We start from the raw sequence: 21,542 nt of genomic DNA on the forward strand, positions 1-21,542 counted from the left end.
TCTGTCCCCGCATTTTTTGTGATGAGAGTGATAGCGGGCGGGCCTCAGATGGCCCGCCCGGCCAGCGCGTCGATAACTCCCCAGTCCCCGGACGCGCGGCCTGTATTCCGGGATTAGAACCCGGCGTTGATCGCTTGAGCGGCGTCAATCTTGTCTTGGCCCACATCGTCTGCAAACTGATCCCAGACAGGCTTCATCGTATCGACCCAGGCCTGACGCTGTTCGGGGTTCAGCTGGCGGATGATGCCGCCCGCGTCCGTGATCGAGACCTTGGCCGCTTCGTTCACTGCAAAGGCTTCTTTGTTGCGCTGCTCAGTCACCTCAGACAGGATTGTCAGGAACTGGTCGCGTACTTCTGGATCCAGGCTGTCCAGCCAGTCGACATTGGTCACAACCAGATAGTCGATAATGCCGTGGTTGGTCTCGGTGATGCCGTCCTGCACCTCAAAGAACTTCTTGCCGTAGATATTCGACCAGGTGTTCTCCTGCCCGTCCACAACACCCTGCTGCAATGCGCCATAAACTTCCGAGAACGCCATTTTCTGAGGGCTACCACCGATGGCTTCCATCTGGGCGACCAGAACATCCGAAGATTGCACTCGGAATTTCAAACCATCCGCATCCGCGGGTGTTTCGAGTGGCTTGTTGGCCGACATCTGCTTCATGCCATTGTGCCAGAACGCCAGACCTTGCAGGCCACGGCGCTGCATGCTGTCCTTCATTGCCTGACCATCGGCCGAGGCCTGGAACGCATCCACAGCTTCAATGTTCTTGAACATGAACGGCAGGTCGAACAGGCGGAACTGCTTGGTGAACTTTTCGAACTTGGACAAGGACGGCGCGGCCAGTTGCACGTCTCCCTGCAACATCGCCTCAAGCACTTTGTCGTCGTTATAGAGGGTCGAGTTCGGGTAAACCTCCATACACATCACGCCCTGCATCTCGTCATTGACGCGTTGCTCCAGCAGCGATGCAGCGATGCCCTTGGGGTGTTTGTCAGTGTTGGTTACGTGCGCGAACTTGACGACGATCTCGCCATCGTCGCAGGCGGCCATTCCGGTGGTTGCTGTCACGGTCAGTGCAACTGCGGTTGCAGCCGTTGTCAGGAATTTCATCAGTCTTTTCCTCCCAGACTTCCTTCATCTTCCAATCGGCACCCAACGGGCACCGCTGGGGCGAAGTGAAACGAATCAATGCTTGCCGCTCAACTTTTTGTTAGCCCTCACGTCGAATTATATTTTTGATATATTTTTCAATTACATATCGACAACTTGTTGCGCAACGCATGACGGACACAGTTGCCCTGTGCGGATTTTCGCACAGGCTTTGGGGTGGTTGTGCGGATTTTCGCACAGTTCTCGAATCGCTTCAGGCGAATTGCTCGGGCATCCGACCAGCGAGCTGCCTGACCCAATGCCCTGAAACGCGTGAGAATACGGTAAAAGTGACCGGAGGCTATTTGGCTATCTCCGATAATCCTCGGCTCTAATCTGATAGCGGGCCAACTTGTCGTAGAACGTTTTCCGCGGCAGTTTCAACGCTTTGGCAGCGTCCGCGGCCTTGCCGTTATGCCGTCCCAAAGCCGCAATCAACAGTGATCGCTCGACCCGTGCCATCTGCTCTACCAAACCAAGGTCCGTGGCCTGAGCCACCTCTTCTGGCATCCCCAGTACAAACCGCATAGCCGCCGACATCAACGAACGCGCATTGCCGGGCCAACTGTCGGCCATCAGCGAGGCCAGATGTTCGGACGAGATATCAGGTTCCGCGATACCCGCCTGCTCTGCCGCCTGCGCAACATAGTGGCGAAAGATCACCGGAATGTCCTCGGGCCGTTCCGCAAGCGACGGGATGCGCACGCGCATGACATCCAGCCGATAAAACAGATCAGCGTGAAACTGTCCCTTGGACGACAGGGCAGCCAGATCAGCGGTTGTCCCGGCCAGAATGCGTGCGCCCACACCCTGCTCGACCATTTCAAGCGCCGCGTATTGCGTGGCCTCCGGCATTGCTGAGATTTCATCCAGAAACAAAGAACCTCCAGCCGCGTCTTCGCAAACACCAACCAGATCATCGGCGGTCATTCCAGAGGATGGCCTTTTAACAAATGGCCCCTGCCCTTGTGGCGACATCAGGTGGATAACCTCCGCCACCTTCGAGATGCCACTGCCGGCGGGTCCTGTGACCAGAACCTCGGCCCCGGTGGGCGCGACGGATCGAACACGTTCGCGCAGTGCCTCAGCTTGCGCGGACAACCCAAACAGCATGCGTGCAGCCGGGTCTCCACGCTCAAGCTCGTGTTTCAAGGCCCGGTGTTCCAGAACCTGTGCCCGGGACGCAAATGCTCTTTCAAGAACGTTCAGCAGATCGGCGGCGGCACAGGGCTTTTCCAGAAAGTCGAACGCACCTTGCCCCATGGCCTGCACCGCCATCGGGATATCACCTTCGCCGGTCAAAAGGATGACGGGCAGATCAGGGTCCATATCATGGGCATAGTTGAGCAGATGAAATCCATCCCGGCCCGGCATACGAATATCCGACACGATCACACCGGGGAAATCCGCGCGGATTTGATCTTTGGCCGCTACAAAGGATCCCGCTGTAACCGGATCGTAATCTGCCAGTTCCAACGTCTGCGCGAGCGCCTCACGCACGGCGGCGTCGTCATCGACCAATAGAACCTTGCGCGTCATGCGACCTCGTCTTCCCGGTAATATTCAAGCTCAACAGTAAACATAGCTCCCGTTGCCGCGTTCGTTCCGCGAATGTTACCGCCAAAGCTTTGCACCAGACCATATGAGATCGACAGGCCCAGCCCCATCCCTTCGGACGACCCAACTGCTTTGGTCGTATAGAAAGGTTCAAACAGCTTTTCTGTGTTCTCAATACCCGGCCCGATATCCCGCACAGTCACGGCCAGTTTCCGTCCATTGTTAATCCTAATTCGGATCAGCCGGTCTTCCTGTTGGCTCATCGCGTCTGCAGCGTTGTTGATCAGGTTCACAAAGACCTGCACCAGTCGCACCTCTCCGCCCCAGGCAAACACGAGGGCGTCTGGCGGTTGCCATTCCATCGTGACGCCTTCGGCCCGCAGGCGCGCATCGGTCAACTCTATAGCCGTCTCGATCACCTGAACCAGATCGACCTTGCCCATCGGTTCGCTTTCATTGCGCGCAAAGGCGCGCAGGTTCTTGATGATCCGCGCCATCCGGGTGGCCATGTCGGATATGCGCGTCAGGTTGTCAGCGGCTTTTCCCTCGCGGCCGCGGGCAAGAAACGCCGTGCCATTGTCCGCGAATTGCTGGATCGCCATCAACGGCTGGTTCAGTTCGTGGCTGATCCCTGCAGACATTTGGCCAAGCGCGTTAAGTTTGCCAGCCTGGATCAGCTCTTCCTGCGCGTGTTTCAGCGCGGCCTCTGCTTCGAGCCGTTCGTGGACCTCTCGCCGCAAGGCTGCGTTGGCCACCGTCAAGTCGTGAGTTCTGCGAGCGACGCGGCTTTCCAAGACCAAGTTGGCCTCGGCCAAAGTGCGCCTGCGTTCTGTCGCCAGAAACAAAAAGGCCCCAAAGGCCAGACAAAGCGCGGCCACCGTTGCGGCCTGCAATCCGGCCAGACGGCGCGCGGGGGCCACGTCGACCAGCACCTCGGCCGTCATGTCGATTACCGGCAAATCAAGCATCAGGTGCAAGGCCCGGCGCGGCAGATAACGGCCCCAGTTCAGGTTCCACAGCTCATGCCGACCCACCTGGACAGAAGCGAAGTCAATCGCCTCCGCCTTTGGCGGCGTCAACCCCTTTTGCCCGTCCGCACGGTGCCAGAACAGCAGGTCCGACCGGTTAGAGATAAAGACCACACCCTCTGCATCGATAAAGAACACTGCCTCGGTACTGCCGCGCCAGGTCTGTTCAACATCCTGCACGTCAGCCGTGACCATCAACGCACCGCCAACCTGCCCCAAAGGACCAAACGCCGGGGCCGCGTAGGAATAGGTCCGATTGCCGGTGATTGGCTGAACCCCGTGTGCGCTGCCCATTGCGCCCTGCATGGCGCGCTGAAACGCGGGGTGTTCGGCCATGCTGGGGCGCAGCACCGGATGCGCTGCGACCAGAACCCGGCCGTTTCGGGCCAGATAGATCATGTTGTCTGCCGCCGTCTTGTCGGCCACGTCCAGCAGTAGGGCTTGCGCTGTACGTTTCTGTTCTGGCGTGTCTAACGTGCGCAAAGCGGGATGGTTTGCCATCAACACCGCCAGTTCTTGATACACTTGCATCTGCGTGCTCAGTCGGTCCGCAGCCAATTCAAGATCCGCCTCGGCCTTATCGCTAAGCTGCGACAGCGCCTGCCGATAGCCATACGACCACACTCCGGCTGACAAAAGCCCGACAGCGACCAAAAATCCCAAAATGACCCAAAGCCTATGCATGACATAGGGTCTTGCATTCAGCGCGCGCCATGGCAAGTCTGCGCCGTATGAAGACGGTCATCCAATCCCCGGTCGATCCGGGTTTCATGCAAAACCCTTATCCTTTCTATGACACAGCCCGCGCAGAAGGCGACCTTGTCTATTGGGAGGATTACAAAAAAACCGCCGCGGTATCGCATCGCGCTGTCCAAGCCTTGTTGAAAGACCGCCGCTTTGGCCGCGAGGTTCCGAACGAACTGCACCGCCCGGGCCCCGACCATTTGTCTCCATGGCTGCAGGTTGAGGCACATTCCCTGCTGGAGGCGGAGCCCCCCCGACACACAAGACTGCGGGCGCTTGTGATGCGGGCCTTCACCTCTCGGGCCATTGCGGCGCTTGAACCGTCGATCCACGATCTTAGCCATGCGCTGATTGACGACTTCCCCGATACACCTTTCGACTTGTTGGATGCGTTTTGCACACAAATTCCGGTAATCACGATCTGCCGCCTTCTGGGCGTACCTGCAGAGATGTCGCCCAACCTGCTGCGGTGGTCCCACGCTATGGTGGCGATGTATCAAGCCAGCCGCACCCGCGAAACCGAAGACGCGGCGGCCATGGCTGCGCAGGACTTTACCGCCTTTCTTGGCGACTATATCGAACAGCGCCGCACCGATCCGCAGGACGACCTGATCACCCGCCTGATCGCCGCTGAGGAAGATGGCGAAAAGCTTTCACGCGATGAGTTGGTTGCCACCTGCGTCCTGCTGCTGAATGCCGGGCACGAGGCGACGGTGCATTCGCTTGGAAACGGGGTAAAGACAGTTCTGCAACTTGGTCTTGGGCCACAGGTATTTGCCCCTGACCAAATTGACGGAACTGTCGAAGAGATCTTGCGCTATGATCCACCACTGCACATGTTCACGCGCTATGCCTATGAAGATGTTGAGATATTCGACCACAGCTTCAAACGCGGCGATGAGGTCGCGCTGTTGCTGGGCGCGGCGAACCGCGACGCGGCAGTCTGGAAGGATCCACACAGGTTTGACCCGACGCGCCACATTGTGACCAACACCAGTTTCGGCGGCGGACTGCATTTCTGCGTTGGTGCGCCGCTGGCCCGGCTGGAAATGCGCATCGCGCTGATAGCGCTGTTTCGGCGCTGGCCAACTCTGCACCTCAGCGAGGCGCCTGAATATTCAAACACCTATCACTTCCATGGGTTGACGCGCCTGATGGTTCAGGTTTGATCGACCTTAGCCGTCGATTAGCGCGTTCAGCGGCAGCATGGTGGTGGATTTGATTTCCTCCATCGACAACAGCGCGGTCACGTTATGCACCCGCACTTCTGAGATCAGGGTCTGGTAGAACACATCATAGGCGCGAGCGTTTTTAACGCGGACCTTAAGGATGTAGTCGATATCGCCCGCCAACCGATGCGCCTCTTGCACTTCTGGGCGATCGCGCAGCGCTTTCAGGAATTTGCGCTGCCAGTCGGCCTCGTGTTCCGAAGTGCGGATCAGCACAAAGAACGTGGCCTCGAACCCTAGCGCCTCGGCATCCAGCAGAACGGTCTGCTGACCAATGACGCCTGCGCCTTTAAGCTTGCGAATTCGGTTCCAGACAGGGGTCTTCGAGCTGCCAACACGGGCTGCAATTTCGTCCAGCGATTGACTGGCGTCACGCTGAAGCTCAGCCAGAATTTTCCGATCCGTGTCATCAATCCGCACCGACATTCCAATTTTCCCTTCGTTTCGAAACTTGTGTCCTTCTGGGTGGCTGTGGAGGAACGTATGTCCTTATTTGCCCGCCCATATGGCGCAATACCGGGAATATTTCCTATATTGAGGGTCAAGTCAAACCAACCCGAGACTCACCATGCACGTAACGCATTCATATGATCACGCTGGCCATGTCGACTTTGTCGGCGCCGGACCAGGCGATCCAGAACTGCTGACACTCAAGGCGCTGAATGCGTTTGAGCGGGCCGACGTGGTGCTGCATGATCGTCTGATCAGCGCTGAGGTTCTGGCGCTGGCTGGCAAAATGGCCGTGTTGGTGGATGTGGGAAAAGCCGGATTCGGCCCCTCCTGGAAACAGGAAGACATCGATGCCCTGCTGGTGGATCACGCGTTGAAAGGTCAGCGCGTTGTGCGCCTCAAATCCGGTGACCCGACAGTGTTTGGCCGACTGGACGAAGAAATTGAGGCCGTCGAGGCTGCTGGCATCCCGTGGCGCATTGTTCCCGGCATTACTGCGGCTTCGGCTGCCGTTGCTGGCATAGGCCAAAGCCTGACCCGGCGCGGGCGCAACTCCTCGGTCCGGTTTCTGACCGGGCATGACATGAAGGGCTTTGCCGATCATGACTGGACTGCGCTGGCACGAGACGGCTCGGTGGCGGCCATCTATATGGGCAAAAAGTCCGCCCGCTTTGTTCAAGGCCGTCTGATCATGCACGGCGCCGACCGCGCCACGCCGGTTACTTTGGTTGAAAACGCTTCGCGCCCTGATCAGCGCATATTGGCAACGACCCTGGACCAGTTGCCCAGTGATTTGAACGCCGCCGAATTGGACGGCCCCACTTTGACCTTTTATGGCCTTGCCCCGCGACAAGCGGCCCAGGCCCTGACCGAATTTAAAAAGGAGCACGCCTGATGGCCCGCGCTTTTACCCCCAAAATTGTCACTGCCAACGATCTTCTGGAAGGTGACGTTATCTATCTGACCGAGGACGACCGTTGGTCGCGGGATTTGTCCGAGGCCGAGCTGATCACCGACGAAGCCCACGCGCAGGTGCGCCTGCTGGATGCCGAGCGTCAGGTCAGCAAGATCGTCGGTGCCTATCTGGCCGACGCAGTCGCCGGTGACAAAGGCCCTGAGCCCACTCATTTCCGGGAAGATTTCCGCCGCACTGGTCCGTCCAACTATGCCCACGGCAAACAGGAATCCTCCCCGCAGCCCCGGACCTGAATTCAGGCTCCCTTCTCCCCTTCTATGGCCCCAGGTTCGGGGCTGCAAATAAGGACAGCTAGATATGTATCGCTACTCCGAGTTCGACACAGCATTCTTGGCGGAACGCAACGCGCAGTTCCGCGCCCAGGTCGAGCGCCGCATTGACGGGTCGCTGACCGAGGATGAATTCAAACCTCTGCGCCTGATGAATGGCCTGTATCTGCAGCTGCATGCTTACATGCTGCGGGTTGCCATCCCCTATGGCACGCTGAACAGCGCGCAGATGCGTCAGCTGGCCCTGCTGGCTGAAAAGTGGGACAAGGGTTACGGCCATTTCACCACCCGTCAGAACATCCAGTACAACTGGCCGAAGCTGAACGACGTGCCGGATATGCTGGACGCGCTGGCCGAGGTTGGTATGCACGCCATCCAGACCAGCGGCAACACTATCCGCAATGTGACCGCCGACCATTTCGCCGGTGCCGCCGCGGATGAGATCGCCGATCCGCGCCCCTATGCGGAACTGCTTCGCCAGTGGTCGACCGACCACCCGGAATTCCAGTTCATGCCACGCAAGTTCAAGATCGCCATCACCGGGTCCGAGAATGACCGCGCCGTGATCAAGGCGCATGATATCGGCCTGCAACTGGTCGAACGTGACGGCGTTCTGGGCGCCCGTGTGATCGTCGGCGGTGGCTTGGGCCGTACACCCATGATCGGCAAGGAACTGTCCGAGTTCGTCGCCTTTGACGACCTGCTTGCCTATCTTGAAGCCACCGTCAGCGTCTGGAACCAGATCGGCCGCCGCGACAACAAGTACAAGGCGCGCATCAAGATCACCGTACACGAGCACGGCATCGACGCCATCCGCGCCAAGGTGAACGAGCGTTTCCTGCAGGTCCGCCCGCAGTTCAAGGGTGCCGACATGAACCTGTTGGAGGAAATCAAGGGCCACTTTGCAGCACCCGCCTTCCGCGAAGCATCGGTTGCGTCGTTTGAATCGGCTTACACCAACGATCCGGTCTTCCGGTCCTGGGTGGATACCAACATCGCGCCGCACAAGAACGCGGACCACGCGATTGTCACGATTTCGATCAAGAAACACGGGGCAACGCCGGGTGATGCGACCGACGAACAGATGCGCGTAATGGCCGACCTAGCCGAAGAGTTCGCCTATGACGAGCTGCGCATCAGCCATGAGCAGAACGTGATCCTGCCGCATGTCCACAAGTCGGACCTGCCGGCGATCCATGCCAAGCTGAAGGAATACGAGTTGGCGACCGCCAATATCGGTCTGATCAGCGACATCATCGCCTGCCCCGGCATGGATTACTGTGCGTTGGCGACGGCGCGGTCGATCCCGGTTGCGCAGGAAATCGCCACCCGGTTCGAAGACCTGAAGCTGGAGCACGACATTGGCCACCTGAAGATCAAGATCTCGGGCTGCATCAACGCCTGTGGTCACCACCATGTCGGCCATATCGGCATACTGGGTCTGGATCGCGCGGGCGTCGAAAACTACCAGATCACGCTGGGCGGCGACGGCACCGAAACGGCCGCCATCGGCGACCGCACCGGCCCGGGCTTTGCCTATGATGAGATCGTGCCTGCGGTCGAACGTATCGTGGACACCTATCTGAACCAAAGGGAAAGCGCCGAAGAGACCTTTCTGACCACCTATCGCCGGGTCGGCATGGCGCCGTTCAAGGCAGCGCTCTACCCCGAGGCGCAGGCAAATGCCGCTTGACCTAATCCAGACGGACCTGGGCCATGACAGGCGCGAACTGACTGAAAAGGTCGAAGCGCTGAACGCCCGGTTCCGCCACCACAGCGCGCATGACGTAATGCATGGTGCAATCGAAGAAATCGAAGAGCTGGCGCTTGTGTCCAGCTTTGGCGCAGAGTTGGTGGTGTTGCTGCATATGGCAGCGGTGGTCGACAAGATGACCCCGGTGTTGTTCATCGACACCCAAATGCTGTTCACTGAAACGCTGGAGTACCAGCAGGAAGTCAGCGAACGGCTGGGATTGCGAAACGTCAAAATCATCCGTGCGGATGAAGAGGACCTACAGCGCGACGACCCCTATGGTGCATTGCGCATGCGGGACATGGATGCGTGCTGCAACCTGCGCAAGACCTTTCCGCTGCAACAGGCCCTGTCGGGCTATTGCGGCTGGATCACCGGGCGCAAGCGGTTTCAGGCCGGAACCCGTACGGCCTTGGAGTTTTTTGAGGTCGAGGACGGCACCGGCCGGATCAAGGTCAACCCGCTGGCCCATTGGGCGCCTGAGGATGTGCGCACCTATATGGACGAAAACAACCTGCCCCGGCACCCGCTGGTGGCCAAAGGATACCCTTCAATCGGCTGTGCGCCCTGCACCTCGCCGGTCAAAGAGGGCGAAGACCCCCGCGCCGGACGCTGGCGCGACCAGAACAAAGAAGAATGCGGCATCCATTTTGTCGATGGCAAGATGGTGCGCGCCGGAGAGAAAACATGAATGTAATCGTTACCGATGAGGGGTTCGCCCCTGATGACTGGACCGATGGCTATGTCACCCTGGAAGACGCGGCCAATGATGTAGTCGCGCTGGACGTGGCATCGGACACCGACCCCGATGAACTGATTGGTCGCCTGGGATGTGCCAAAATGGTGCGTGTGGACTTTCCGTCCTCTGCCGATGGGCGTGGGTTCACCATCGCCCGCGTGCTGCGCCTGAAAGGCTACACCGGCCGTCTGCGCGCCAAAGGGCACGTTCTGGCCGATCAATACGCTATGGCCCGTCGCAGCGGCTTTGACGAGGTTGAGATCGACCACACCCTTGCCACCCGTCAACCCGAGGACCAGTGGCTGGCGCGCGCCAATTGGAAAGACAACAACTATCAGGCCCGTCTGCGCGGCTAAGCCCGCCACTGCCAGCCTGAAAAAGGACGTTGGGGGCAACTGCCCCCTTTTCCTGACTTGGATCAAAGATTAAACGGAGATGTCGGTTTACCCCACCGACAGTGATAACGATGACAGAGATGAAGCCCGTGACCGAAGCAACCGCCGTAAAGGCCCCCGTTCTGCCGGACGCCCAGACTGTGACTGACGTCAAGCACTGGACCGACAGCCTGTTCTCCTTCAAGGTGTCGCGCCCTGCGTCACTGCGGTTCCGCTCGGGTGAGTTCGTTATGATCGGCCTGTTGGGCGACAACGGCAAGCCACTGCTGCGTGCCTATTCCATCGCGTCACCGTCGTGGGACGAAGAGCTGGAGTTCTATTCGATCAAGGTGCAGGACGGTCCGCTGACCTCAAAACTGCAACACATCAAGCCCGGCGATCAGATCATCTTGCGACCCAAGCCTGTTGGCACGCTGGTTCATGACGCCCTGCTGCCCGGCAAGCGTCTGTGGTTCTTCGCCACCGGCACCGGCTTTGCGCCTTTCGCCTCGTTGCTGCGCGAGCCGCAAACCTATGAAGACTACGACGAGATCATCATCACCCATACCTGCCGTGAAGTGGCCGAGCTGGAATATGGCCGCCAGTTGATCGAAAGCATCCGCCAGGACGAAATGCTGGCCGAACTGATGGGCGAAGGTTTTGCCGACAAGATCCGCTATTACCCGACCACCACTCGGGAGGAGAGCCCCAAGATGGGCCGCATCACCAATTTGCTGAAAGATGGCACTGTCTTCGCGGATCTCGGCATCGAAGATGGCATCAAGCCGGAATTCGACCGTGCGATGGTGTGCGGATCGCTGGCCTTTAACCTGGATATCAAGGCAATCCTTGAAGAGTTCGGCCTGCGCGAAGGTGCCAACTCTGAGCCTAAGGAATTCGTGATCGAAAAGGCCTTTGTGGGCTGATCCATGCGTGCGGGCTACTGGAATGCCAGTGGCCCGCCGATAAACCTGCTGCAAAACCTGTGATTTCAGCCCTTTCTGCACGGATGGCGCTTGAAACAAGGCGCGGGGCGGTCTAAATTCCGGGCTCGAAAATCTGCAATCATCAAAGGAATGAACCCATAGCTCGCAGACCTCACAACGCGCCGCCGCAAAGAGACACCGGCCCGCGCGTCAATGATAAGATCCGTGCCCCCGAAATTCGCCTGATTGGCGCCGAAGGTGAAAACGTCGGGGTGGTTCATCCCGCCAAAGCCATGCAGATGGCCGTAGATGCCGGACTTGATCTGGTCGAGATCTCGCCCAATGCGAACCCGCCGGTCTGCAAGATCATGGACTTTGGTAAGTTCAAATACGAAACCCAGAAACGCGAAGCCGAAGCCCGTAAAAAGCAGAAAATCATCGAGGTAAAAGAGGTCAAATTCCGGCCCAACACCGACACGCATGATTACGACGTGAAAATGCGCAACGTGTTCAAGTTCCTGGAAAACGGCGACAAGGTGAAAATCACCCTGCGGTTCCGGGGCCGTGAAATGGCACACCAGAACCTGGGTCGCGAATTGCTGGAACGTGTGGCTGAGGATATCAAGGAATTGGGCAAGGTCGAAAACATGCCTAAGATGGAAGGCCGTCAGATGATCATGATGATCGGGCCGCTGCCACAGAAATAAAAGCGTCTTCGACGCAATGTTTCAAAGCCTCCTCTTTCCGAGGGGGCTTTTTATTTTGTCTCGCGGCCTTTCATCCAAAGGCGCGCGTCGTTGACGTCGAAGCCCAACGAGATCAGATCAACGACCAGCAGCACAGTCAAAAATGTCAGATAGCCTGATGTCGCCACTTCAGCATCCGCAAGTGTTAGGGCCACAATGACGACCAGCGGGCTCCACAACAGAAGATGCGGCAACGCCATCGCCTTGCTCATTCCCCGTGCGGCCAACATGATCGGGATGTTTAGCGCCATACCGGTGATGGAAAGCGCAGCGATCAGCCCTCCGTTTGGTTGGTCCAGAAAGGCAAGCGGGGCGAGATTTACGGGAACCAGAACAATGCCAATCCAGATTTGCACCCAAACAGGAAGGCCCCGAAAACTTGCCCAGATATCCTTGATCATTCCACACCGTCGCTTAGATTACTTATGCAGTTTACTATATTGATATCAAACAGAAAATCAGATCACATCTTCGTCAAATGACAGATGTTATCGCCTTGCTAAGCCTGGTGATCAACTCGTCGATATGCGCATCTTCGATTATGAAAGGCGGTGCCAGAAGGATATGATCGCCCAGGCGCCCATCGCGTGTCCCGGACATTGGGTAACAGATCAGCCCCTCAGCCATCGCTGCCATTTTGATCTTTGCCGCTACGCCCCGGCTGGGATCAAAAGGTGTCTTGGTCTCTCGATCTGCAACCAGTTCGATGCCGCGAAACAGACCTTTGCCCCGGATGTCTCCAACATTTGGGTGCTGTCCGAAGGCAGCCTCAAGCGCAGATTGAAGCTTTTGCCCCATCACACCCGCCCGTTCTGGCAGGTCACGTTCGGTCAGTTCCCGGACCACAGCCAACGCCGCCGCCGTTGCGACGGGATGTCCAATATAAGTGTGACCGTGCTGGAAGAACCCGGACCCATCCCGGATCGCTGCAAATATTCGATCTGTGCAAAGCATGGCACCGATGGGTTGATACCCGGCCCCCAACCCCTTGGCGATACACAGAATATCAGGTGCGATGCCGTCATGATCGCAGGCAAACAACCGCCCGGTCCGCCCCATCCCGCACATCACCTCATCCAGGATCAGCAGCACACCGTACTGATCGCAAATCTCTCGGATGCGTGTAAAATACCCTTCGACCGCCGGAACCGCACCCAGAGTTGCGCCCACAACCGGTTCGGCCATGAAGGCCATGACACTGTCCGGGCCCAGCCGAAGAATTTCGGCCTCTAATTCATTGGCGACGCGCTGGCCGTAGTCGAAACTGCTCTCACCCTCTGTTTTCTCGGCGTATTCATAACACGGCGCGATATGCGTCATCTCAATCAGCATCGGAGCAAACTGCGCCCGCCGCCACGCATTGCCACCCGCTGACAATGCACCCAACGTATTGCCGTGGTAGCTCTGTCGGCGCGCAATCACATGCCGTCGCTCAGGTTGCCCGATCTCTAGATAGTATTGTCGCGCCAGTTTGATTGCCGCCTCGGTCGCCTCGGACCCGCCGGACACGAAGTAAACCCGGTCCAGATCACCCGGTGCATGCGCGACCAGTAAATCAGCCAATGCCTCGGCCGGTTCCGATGTCATGAACCCGGTATGGGCAAACGCGATTTGCTCCACCTGTTTCTGCACCGCGCGGATCACGGCAGGGTTCGAATGCCCCAGACAGGAAACGGCCGCATCTCCGCAATCCAGGTATCGACGCCCATCAGCGTCGATCAAATAGCATCCATCCCCGCCCGCAGCGACAGGCAGATCAGACTTGGTATGGCGTGGAAAAACGTGACTCATTTCAGTGCCCCTTCCAACGTGGCGATCAGCGCCGAGACCGACGCGGCGTTATCTTTCCAGACGTTTCCGTCGCGGTCGGTCAGGCTGTTTTCGAACCCGACTCGAACGTCTGCTCCGTGGTGCGCGGCGTATACAAGACACGCGTGTTCCTGTGATCCGAAAGCGCAAACCATCCAATCTGACGCGTCCGCCGGAAATTGGTCAAGGTCCTTCGGTGACAATTCCTGCCCCGTGACGTACCGCCCCAATACCAACAGGCGATCCGACTGTTCCTTGGCCACAATTCCTGCCTCATGCCAGTGCGCCAGCTGCGCGGCGTCATCTGCATCATACAGGATATGCTGAACGCGTGTCCCCTGTTCAGAGCACAGACCGTATACACGGGACGCAAGGGCTGGCTCCCGCGCAATTTCCCGGACCGAGATCGAGACCCATTCCGGTCGCACTTCGCGCAAACAAATGTACTGGGTTTCCACGTCGAACGCGCCTGCCGCCTCGGTGGTGATTTGAATGTCCAAGTGAGGAACCTTTTGGCGCAGTTCGGCCATCGTCTCAAGGTACTGGCCCGCATCCAATGTATGTCGCCCCTGCGCGTCCCGGATATGCAGGTGAAGACCGTTTGCGCCTGCGTCAAAACAGCAATGACCCGTGTCCACAATCTGATCCATCGACATTGGCAGCATCTTGTGATCCGACGCGCCGCGCCGCGCACCGTTTGGCGCCACGAGTATATAGGGAAAACAGCGAGATCGTGTATCGGTCATCAGGGCACCTCAGGACTGCATTTTCATCTAAGAGGTCAAGTTTTGTTTTACACTTGCCTTTTCCAGAACATTTGTTCTTTTACCAGAATGGAGCATACACCAACCCACCTGACAAACCGCCTGCGCAAGGACATCGGGCAAATGCCCCCGGCGCTGCAAGCCGCCGCAAAGTACATCGTCGACCACCCCGGGGACTTTGGGCTGAACCCAATCCGTGTCACAGCGGCCAATATCGGCGTCAGTTCAAATGTCCTTGTCCGTCTGGCGCAGCGCATGGGTTTTGACAGTTTTGAAGCCTTCCGAGGCCCCTTCCGCGCGGCACTGGTCACAGATCGCGAAGGTGACTTGGGTCAGGACTGGCTGACCGCGCTGCATTCCAAAGATGACTTCGGAAAAACACAGGCTAGGTTCGCCCAGAACGAACAGAACATCGTCGCCCGGTCCCTGCGACTGATGAATCCCGACAAGACCCGACAAGCAATACAGCACATAACTACAGCCCATCGATGCTATGTTACGGCAACGCGGGCCAGCTACGCGCTGGCGTACTATTTTTCCTACACCGGGCGGATGGCGCATCCGGGCATTCAACTGATCCCACGGCACTTGGGGTCCGCAACGGATGATCTTCTGGATGCAAGCCCACAGGATTGCCTGATTGCCATAACGGTTCACCCCTATTCCGCGGACACGATTCAATCCATGCGTTTTGCCAAGAAAATGGGGCTTCGGATCATTCTGATTTCCGACAGCGATGTGATCGCACCCGGGATAGACCCGGACGTAGCCTTCACCGTCAGTACCAGAACCTTGCACCCGTTTTCTTGCTTCACCGGAGCGATGGCTATTCTGGAATGTCTACTGGGCCATCTTTTCGAGGCCGGTGGGACCGCGGCCAGTCAACGCGTCGAAGCCTATCAAAAAGCGCGCGAAGACACCGGGGCCTATTGGCAGCCGTCAAAACCTCCAAGGCTGCGGCGCACCTAAAAGCCCCGGCGTTTTACCGGGGCTTTGAGGTTTTTAGTTTTGGCTCAGTTACAGACAGGCGGCGACGGCGCGTTTGGTCATTACAGCCACCAAATGCGCGCGGTAGTCCTTGCTACCATGCAGATCGCCGATCATGTTCATCGGATTGATGCTCAGCCCCATCAGCGCATCGGCGCGGAATTCCTTGCTCAGCGCCTGTTCGGCCTCGGACCAGCGGAACACGCCGTCCTCACTTGCACCGGTAACTGCAACCCGGACGCCATCAGCAAAGCGCGCCACATAGACCCCTACCAGAGCAAAGCGCGAAGCCGGCTGCAGGAACTTCTGATAACTCGCCGCCTGCGGCACCGGGAACCGGACCGACGTGATGATCTCACCCTCCTCCAGCGCGGTGGAAAACATGCCCTCAAAGAAATCATCGGCCGCGATCTGACGCGTATTGGTCACGATTGTAGCTCCTGATCCCAGCACACCTGCCGGGTAACAGGCCGCCGGGTCATTGTTGGCAACCGAGCCGCCGATTGTGCCGCGATTGCGCACTGCCGGGTCACCGATCTGACCCGCAAGCGCCGCCAGCGCCGGATAAGACCCCGCCGCCTCGCGTGCGACCACCGCATGAGGGGTTGCACCGCCGATGGCGACCGAGCCGTCATCCTCAACACAGACCCCCTGCATCTCGGCAATGCCACTCAACGACACCAGGGCCGACGGCGACGCAAGCCGCTGTTTCAACGTCGGGATCAGGGTTTGCCCGCCCCCCAACGCCTGCGCATCCTCATCTCCCAGCGCTGCAACCGCATCAGCAATGGTAGAGGGCTTCTCAAACTCGAAATTATACATTTCGTCTTTCCTTTCCGAAGAACGCAGATCCGCCCTTCATCTGGCTATAAATATCCCGGGGGTCTGGGGGCAGAGCCCCCAGCCTGCCCCAATCTCACCCCTTCATGGCCGCCCAGACGCGCGACGGGCTGACGGGCATGTCGATGTGATCCACCGCCTTGCCGCCCGAATTCAACGCATCAATCACAGCGTTGACCACCGCCGGTGGCGAGCCGATCGCACCCGCCTCACCACAGCCTTTCACGCCCAATGGGTTATGGGTACAAGGCGTCTGGCTGGAATGGTCCACACCGTAGAACGGCACATCATCGGCTCGCGGCATCGCATAATCCATGAAGGATGCGCTCAGCAGCTGACCGTTTTCGTCATAGGCGCAGTTTTCAAGCAACGCCTGACCGATGCCTTGGCCGATGCCGCCATGGACCTGACCATCTACAATCATCGGATTGACGATGTTGCCAAAATCATCAGCAGCGGTGAAGGCCTCGATGGTGACCTGACCGGTCTCGGGGTCGACCTCGACCTCGCAGGCATAGGCGCCGGATGGGAAGGTAAAGTTAGCCGGGTCGTAAAACGCAGTCTCCTCCAGCCCCGGCTCGACCTCAAGCGGATAGTTATGCGGCACATAAGCCGTCAGGGTCACATCGCCCCAGGCCACCGATTTATCGGTGCCCGCGACGCTGAACTGACCGTCCTTCAGCTCAATATCGGCCTCGGAGGCCTCCAGCAGGTGGGCCGCGATCTTCTTGGCCTTGTCGATCACCTTCTCGGTCGCTTTGACCATGGCCGAGCCACAAACAGCCAAAGACCGCGAGCCATAGGTGCCCATGCCAAAGGGGATCTTCGAGGTGTCGCCATGCACGATCTCGATCATCAACTCGTCGATGCCGATCATCTCGGCCACAACTTGCGGAAAGGCCGTCTCATGGCCTTGCCCGTGGCTGTGTGCGCCAACCATGACGCTGATCGAGCCGGTGGCATTCACCCGCACAGTCGCGGCATCATACAGACCCGCCCGGGCCCCCAGCATGCCTACGATGTTCGAGGGCGCAATGCCGCAGGCCTCGATATAGCAGTTGATGCCCAGACCCCGCATCTTACCATTGGCCTCACTTGACGCGCGGCGCGCGGCAAAGCCCGCCAGATCGGCGGCGGCCTCAAGCTTGTCCATCGTGCCGTTGTAATCCCCGGTGTCGTAGGTCAGCGCCACCGGCGTGTCATAGGGGAACTGGGTGATAAAGTTCTGCCGGCGCAGCGCAATTGGATCGGCCCCCAGCTCGCGCGCGGCTTTGTCGATCACCCGCTCCAGCTGATAGGTCGCCTCGGGCCGGCCCGCACCGCGATAGGCATCCACCGGTACCGTATTGGTGAACATCGCCTTGACGTTCACCTGAATGACCGGCGTGGTGTAGTTGCCCGCAGCCAGAGTGCCATGCAGCCAGGTCGGAACCGAGCTGGCAAAGGTCGACAGATAAGCCCCCATATTGGCGTAGGTATTGGTGCGCAGGCCGATAAAGTTGTTCTCGGCATCCAGCGCCAGTTCAATATTGGTCACGTGATCGCGTCCATGGGCATCCGACATGAACGCCTCGGACCGGCTGGCCGACCACTTGACGGGCCGGTTGCAGGCCTTGGCCGCAAAGGTACAAAACGCCTCTTCGGCATAGTGGAAGATCTTGGTGCCAAAGCCGCCGCCCACATCGGGGGCCACCACACGCACCTTATGTTCGGGCAGGCCCAGCACAAAGGCGCACATCAGCAGCCGGATCACATGCGGGTTCTGCGAGGTGGTATACAGCGTATAATCCTCGGTCCCGCGGCTGTATTCGGCAACGGCCACGCGCGGCTCCATTGGGTTGGCAACCAGACGGTTGTTCACCAGATCCAGAGAGGTCACATGCGCCGCATTGGCAAAAACCTCATCCACCTTGGCGTTGTCGGTTTCCCCCAACTGCCAGTCATAGCAAATGTTGTTCTTGAGATCATCATGCACCAGCGTGGTGCCATCCTGTGCCGCAGCCTTCATATCCAGAACGGCGGGCAGTTCTTCGATGTCCAGATCGATCGCCTCGGCCGCGTCGCGGGCCTGGGCCAGCGTATCCGCAACAACCGCCGCAATCGGGTCGCCCACATGGCGGACCTTGCCCTGCGCCAGAATGGGATGCGCCGGTTCCTGCATCGGCGCGCCGTGCTTGTCCGTCACCTCCCAGCCGCAGGGAATACCGCCCACGCCTTCAAAATCCTTGCCGGTGAACACTCGGACCACCCCCGGCATGCCTTCGGCAGCTGAAGTGTCAAGATTGCTGATCCGGCCATGCGCGATATCCGAGCGCAGGAAATACACATGGGCCTGACCATGTACGTTGATGTCGTCGGTGTAATTGCCTGCTCCGGTCAGAAAGCGCACGTCCTCGCGCCGCTTGGAACTGGCCCCGATGCCACTGTCTTTGGGCATTGCTTGTTCTCCTCCCATAATGGATGCATCCGCATCCTATGTCATCCCACGGGCGTCTCCTCTGGCGCCCGCAGTGGCATTATTCCGCAGCGATGCTGCTGACGTCCTGACCGGATGCGGCCAGGATCGCCTTGACGATGTTGTGATAGCCAGTGCAGCGGCACAGATTGCCTTCCAGATACTTGCGCACTTCGGCTTCCGTCGGGCGCGGGTTTTCCTTGAGTAGCGCCGCCGCGCTCATCACCATGCCCGGCGTGCAGAAACCGCATTGCAGGCCGTGATGATCCTGAAACGCCTGCTGGATCGTGTTCAACGACCCATCTGTAGCCGCCTGACCTTCGATCGTACCGACCTCAGCTCCGTCCGCCTCAACCGCGAGCATATTGCAGGATTTAACCGCCTCTCCGTTCACGTGGACCACGCATGCCCCGCATTGCGCCGTGTCGCATCCAACATGCGTTCCAGTCAGCGACAAGTGATCACGTAAAAAACCGGACAGCAACGTCCGGCCTTCAACATCACCACTCACGGACTTTCCGTTCACAGTCATTGAGACCTGTGTCATTGGTTCCTCCCATATCGTGTTTTTTGCTTGCTCCGAGTTAAACACGGGAATTTTTGTTTGAGAACAAAAATTTTCGTCGATTATTTCAATTTGTTACGCGCCCGACCCCTTCCGATTATGGCGCTGAAACACTGTGACAAAGTTCCGTTACGTCACCTTTTTTCGGGACGCTCGCGGCTGCGGTCGCGTCGGGATTTCCTTGAGCAGCCCTCCGACGCCCATTCCGGCAATGTCGGCCCCCGTCGTTTCAATCCCACAGGCCACGCGCGACAACACCCAGTCGGCTCCGTTCAGCGCTGGAGACCTTGCACATCCCGGCAAGCCAATCACCGGACGATCACCAAGCGCGCCCAGAAACAACAGGTTGCCCGGATCAACCGGCATTCCGAACCGGTCCACCTGCCCACCCGCAGCCCGTACAGCCTGCGGTGCCACGTCCAGAACGTCCGAAGTTGCCGAGGCGGTTAGGATCATAACCACGTCACCCTTTGCCTGTGTCAGGGCGGTCGACAACGCGTCGGTTTGGTGCGGAACAATGCGCACGTCGCAAAGGTCCATACCCAGAGATTGCACGCGACTTTGGATGGCGGCGATACCTTTCTCGTTGGGTGGGCCACCTGGGATGTCAGTCACCACCAAGCCTGCGGATTTGAAAACGGGTCCGACCAGCCGGATGGAATCTTGTGCAAGGTGTGCGGCCTCAAGAACATCCGCTTCAGGTACGGCATAAGAGATGACCTTGATCGTCGCCACCATGCCGCCCGCGCTCATTTGCTGGTATTGTGGCACGGTCGCGACAGTGATCATCGGGTTGACCTGATTGAAGGCCTCCAGCGCGCTGATATCCAGAACAGCCACCCCTGGTGCGTCCGCAATCAGGTTCACACGACCAGTAAACGGCTGCGTGACCCGTAACGTGGCGGCCGCCGGATCAGGTGTCAGGGCGGCCGCCAGCATGCGCGCGGCCTCGTCTTCGTGGCAATCACCGGGTTCCAGACGGGCAACGGTAACCGTTTCATGCCCTGCCAAGTTCAGGATGTCCTGATGCTCGGGCGTCAGGATAAGGCCCTTGCGTAGTTTGGTATCACCAGCCTGCACGGAATGGGCCAGTATGGCCCCGGCGGTCTGATCAACGGGAACAGCGCCAAATTTCACGCCTTGCCCCGCAACACAGCTGTCATTTGGGCCAGTATGGCCACTGCAATTTCCGACGGGTCAGCTGCACCAATATCCAAGCCGACGGGACCGTGGATCTGAGAGATCTGCGCCTCGGTAAAGCCCGCCTCTTTCATGCGAGCTACCCGTTTGGCATGGGTGCGGGTCGAGCCCAATGCGCCGATGTAAAAGACGCCGGCTTTCAATGCGGATTCCAGGGCCGGATCGTCCAGCTTGGGGTCATGAGTCAAAAGCACCACTGCCGTTCGTGCGTCCAAACCCAGCTTGGCAACCGCCTCGTCTGGCCAGTCGGTCAGGATCGTCTCACCGGGGAAACGCGCGCCAGAGGCAAAGGCGTCGCGCGGGTCCACAAGCGACGGATCATACCCCGCGATCCGCGCCATCGGCACCAACGCCTGTGCGATATGCACCGCCCCCACGACAATCAACCGCAGCGGAGGGTTATGGACCGCCACAAAGGTCTGCCCGTCTTCTTCGAACCCAGACCGATCCATGCGCATCCGTTCGGAATAGACATTTCTGCGCAACGCCCTGTGGCCCGTTTCGATATTGACCTCATAGGCAACCGGCTCCCGCGCGGCTCTGGCCTCTACCAGATCGCGCAGCATCTGTTCCGGCAGGACGTTGCCCACAGGTTCAACAAGAACACGGATCGTACCACCGCAGGCCAGCCCCACTGCAAAGGCATCCTCATTGCTGACACCAAATTCCAACAGGCGCGCATCGCCTTCTTCAATCGCCTCCAGCGCCTCGACCACTACCGCGCCTTCGACGCATCCCCCCGAGACCGAACCTTCGATGCGACCATCGCCACCGATCACCAACTGCGCGCCTACGCGGCGCGGGGCACTGCCCCAAGTCTGAACCACCGTGGCCAGGGCCGTCGGCATGCCACTGCTGTGCCAGTCCAGTGCCGTTTCAGGGCTGTTGTCGAATTTGTCCATTGCGCCCTCCCAGCGTGTCATTCCCCAACATAAGCAGCTTTGGCAGGATGAAAAGGAACCCTTGCCATCATCCGA

The 21,542-nt window shown here is 58.8% G+C and carries 21 protein-coding genes; 9 read left to right on the forward strand and 12 right to left on the reverse strand.

All coding sequences use genetic code 11. The features are described 5' to 3' along the window. Positions 1-113 precede the first annotated feature (113 nt). The 3 genes from SJY13_RS04435 to SJY13_RS04445 all read right to left on the reverse strand — a co-directional run bounded on the left by SJY13_RS04435 (position 114) and on the right by SJY13_RS04445 (position 4,423). Positions 114-1,115 (reverse strand): DctP family TRAP transporter solute-binding subunit, encoded by a 1,002-nt coding sequence (locus SJY13_RS04435; RefSeq protein ID WP_377188143.1) that lies wholly within the window; start codon positions 1,113-1,115, stop codon positions 114-116. A 348-nt stretch (positions 1,116-1,463) separates the two neighbouring features. Then, a complete protein-coding gene (locus SJY13_RS04440; RefSeq protein WP_377188146.1) occupies positions 1,464-2,693 on the reverse strand; it encodes a sigma-54-dependent transcriptional regulator in 1,230 nt (409 codons plus the stop codon). Next, positions 2,690-4,423: a sensor histidine kinase gene (locus SJY13_RS04445; RefSeq protein WP_377188149.1), complete on the reverse strand. Its 1,734-nt coding sequence runs from the start codon at positions 4,421-4,423 to the stop codon at positions 2,690-2,692. The genes SJY13_RS04440 and SJY13_RS04445 overlap by 4 nt, the downstream gene beginning before the upstream one ends. Before the next feature lie 47 nt (positions 4,424-4,470). On the opposite strand from SJY13_RS04445, the gene SJY13_RS04450 reads away from it, so the two are divergent. After that, entirely contained in the window at positions 4,471-5,652 is a 1,182-nt protein-coding gene (locus SJY13_RS04450; protein ID WP_377193559.1) for a cytochrome P450, read from the forward strand. Between the two features lie 6 nt (positions 5,653-5,658). Here SJY13_RS04450 and SJY13_RS04455 read toward each other — a convergent pair whose 3' ends face one another. Next, a complete protein-coding gene (locus SJY13_RS04455; protein ID WP_085823922.1) occupies positions 5,659-6,138 on the reverse strand; it encodes an Lrp/AsnC family transcriptional regulator in 480 nt (159 codons plus the stop codon). A gap of 142 nt (positions 6,139-6,280) precedes the next feature. Here SJY13_RS04455 and cobA point away from each other — a divergent pair, with 142 nt between their 5' ends. The 7 genes from cobA to infC all read left to right on the forward strand — a co-directional run bounded on the left by cobA (position 6,281) and on the right by infC (position 11,906). Beyond that, a complete protein-coding gene (gene cobA / locus SJY13_RS04460) occupies positions 6,281-7,057 on the forward strand; it encodes a uroporphyrinogen-III C-methyltransferase (protein WP_377188152.1) in 777 nt (258 codons plus the stop codon). After that, on the forward strand, positions 7,057-7,371 hold the full coding sequence (locus SJY13_RS04465) for a DUF2849 domain-containing protein (RefSeq protein ID WP_377188155.1): 315 nt from the start codon (positions 7,057-7,059) through the stop codon (positions 7,369-7,371). The genes cobA and SJY13_RS04465 overlap by 1 nt, the downstream gene beginning before the upstream one ends. A 64-nt stretch (positions 7,372-7,435) precedes the next feature. Beyond that, positions 7,436-9,100: a nitrite/sulfite reductase gene (locus tag SJY13_RS04470; protein WP_377188158.1), complete on the forward strand. Its 1,665-nt coding sequence runs from the start codon at positions 7,436-7,438 to the stop codon at positions 9,098-9,100. Next, positions 9,090-9,851: a phosphoadenylyl-sulfate reductase gene (locus SJY13_RS04475; RefSeq protein ID WP_377188161.1), complete on the forward strand. Its 762-nt coding sequence runs from the start codon at positions 9,090-9,092 to the stop codon at positions 9,849-9,851. Before SJY13_RS04470 ends, SJY13_RS04475 begins: the two co-directional genes overlap by 11 nt. Then, entirely contained in the window at positions 9,848-10,255 is a 408-nt protein-coding gene (locus SJY13_RS04480) for a DUF934 domain-containing protein (RefSeq protein ID WP_085823927.1), read from the forward strand. Before SJY13_RS04475 ends, SJY13_RS04480 begins: the two co-directional genes overlap by 4 nt. Positions 10,256-10,365: 110 nt before the next feature. Continuing rightward, positions 10,366-11,199, forward strand: coding sequence for a ferredoxin--NADP reductase (locus tag SJY13_RS04485; RefSeq protein WP_377188169.1), 834 nt, complete (start codon positions 10,366-10,368; stop codon positions 11,197-11,199). 245 nt (positions 11,200-11,444) lie between these two features. Then, positions 11,445-11,906: a translation initiation factor IF-3 gene (gene infC, locus SJY13_RS04490; RefSeq protein ID WP_234995283.1), complete on the forward strand. Its 462-nt coding sequence runs from the start codon at positions 11,445-11,447 to the stop codon at positions 11,904-11,906. Between the two features lie 50 nt (positions 11,907-11,956). Here the strand turns inward: infC and SJY13_RS04495 are convergent, their stop codons facing one another. From SJY13_RS04495 to SJY13_RS04505, 3 genes are all read right to left on the reverse strand, one after another. Continuing rightward, on the reverse strand, positions 11,957-12,346 hold the full coding sequence (locus SJY13_RS04495; protein WP_377188171.1) for a hypothetical protein: 390 nt from the start codon (positions 12,344-12,346) through the stop codon (positions 11,957-11,959). Positions 12,347-12,419: 73 nt separating this feature from the next. Beyond that, positions 12,420-13,736, reverse strand: a complete 1,317-nt coding sequence (locus tag SJY13_RS04500) for an aspartate aminotransferase family protein (protein ID WP_377188174.1) — start codon at positions 13,734-13,736, stop codon at positions 12,420-12,422. Further along, on the reverse strand, positions 13,733-14,500 hold the full coding sequence (locus SJY13_RS04505) for a BKACE family enzyme (protein WP_377188177.1): 768 nt from the start codon (positions 14,498-14,500) through the stop codon (positions 13,733-13,735). The genes SJY13_RS04500 and SJY13_RS04505 overlap by 4 nt, the downstream gene beginning before the upstream one ends. Before the next feature lie 87 nt (positions 14,501-14,587). Between SJY13_RS04505 and SJY13_RS04510 the strand changes: the two genes are divergently transcribed. Then, positions 14,588-15,487, forward strand: coding sequence for a MurR/RpiR family transcriptional regulator (locus tag SJY13_RS04510; RefSeq protein ID WP_377188180.1), 900 nt, complete (start codon positions 14,588-14,590; stop codon positions 15,485-15,487). Between the two features lie 48 nt (positions 15,488-15,535). On the opposite strand, the gene SJY13_RS04515 is transcribed toward SJY13_RS04510, so the two are convergent. The 5 genes from SJY13_RS04515 to SJY13_RS04535 form a co-directional block, all read right to left on the reverse strand. Then, positions 15,536-16,327: an FAD binding domain-containing protein gene (locus tag SJY13_RS04515; RefSeq protein WP_085823934.1), complete on the reverse strand. Its 792-nt coding sequence runs from the start codon at positions 16,325-16,327 to the stop codon at positions 15,536-15,538. Positions 16,328-16,421: 94 nt separating this feature from the next. Beyond that, positions 16,422-18,782: a xanthine dehydrogenase family protein molybdopterin-binding subunit gene (locus SJY13_RS04520; protein WP_377188183.1), complete on the reverse strand. Its 2,361-nt coding sequence runs from the start codon at positions 18,780-18,782 to the stop codon at positions 16,422-16,424. 79 nt (positions 18,783-18,861) lie between these two features. Beyond that, positions 18,862-19,347 (reverse strand): (2Fe-2S)-binding protein, encoded by a 486-nt coding sequence (locus tag SJY13_RS04525; RefSeq protein WP_377188186.1) that lies wholly within the window; start codon positions 19,345-19,347, stop codon positions 18,862-18,864. Between the two features lie 147 nt (positions 19,348-19,494). Next, on the reverse strand, positions 19,495-20,502 hold the full coding sequence (locus tag SJY13_RS04530; protein WP_377188189.1) for a molybdopterin-binding protein: 1,008 nt from the start codon (positions 20,500-20,502) through the stop codon (positions 19,495-19,497). Further along, complete coding sequence (locus SJY13_RS04535; protein WP_377188192.1) at positions 20,499-21,467, reverse strand: XdhC family protein; 969 nt, start codon at positions 21,465-21,467, stop codon at positions 20,499-20,501. Before SJY13_RS04535 ends, SJY13_RS04530 begins: the two co-directional genes overlap by 4 nt. Positions 21,468-21,542 lie beyond the last annotated feature (75 nt).

Origin of the sequence: Ruegeria meonggei (assembly GCF_042768335.1) — a bacterium.
In the GTDB taxonomy this organism is placed as follows: Bacteria; Pseudomonadota; Alphaproteobacteria; order Rhodobacterales; family Rhodobacteraceae; genus Ruegeria; species Ruegeria meonggei.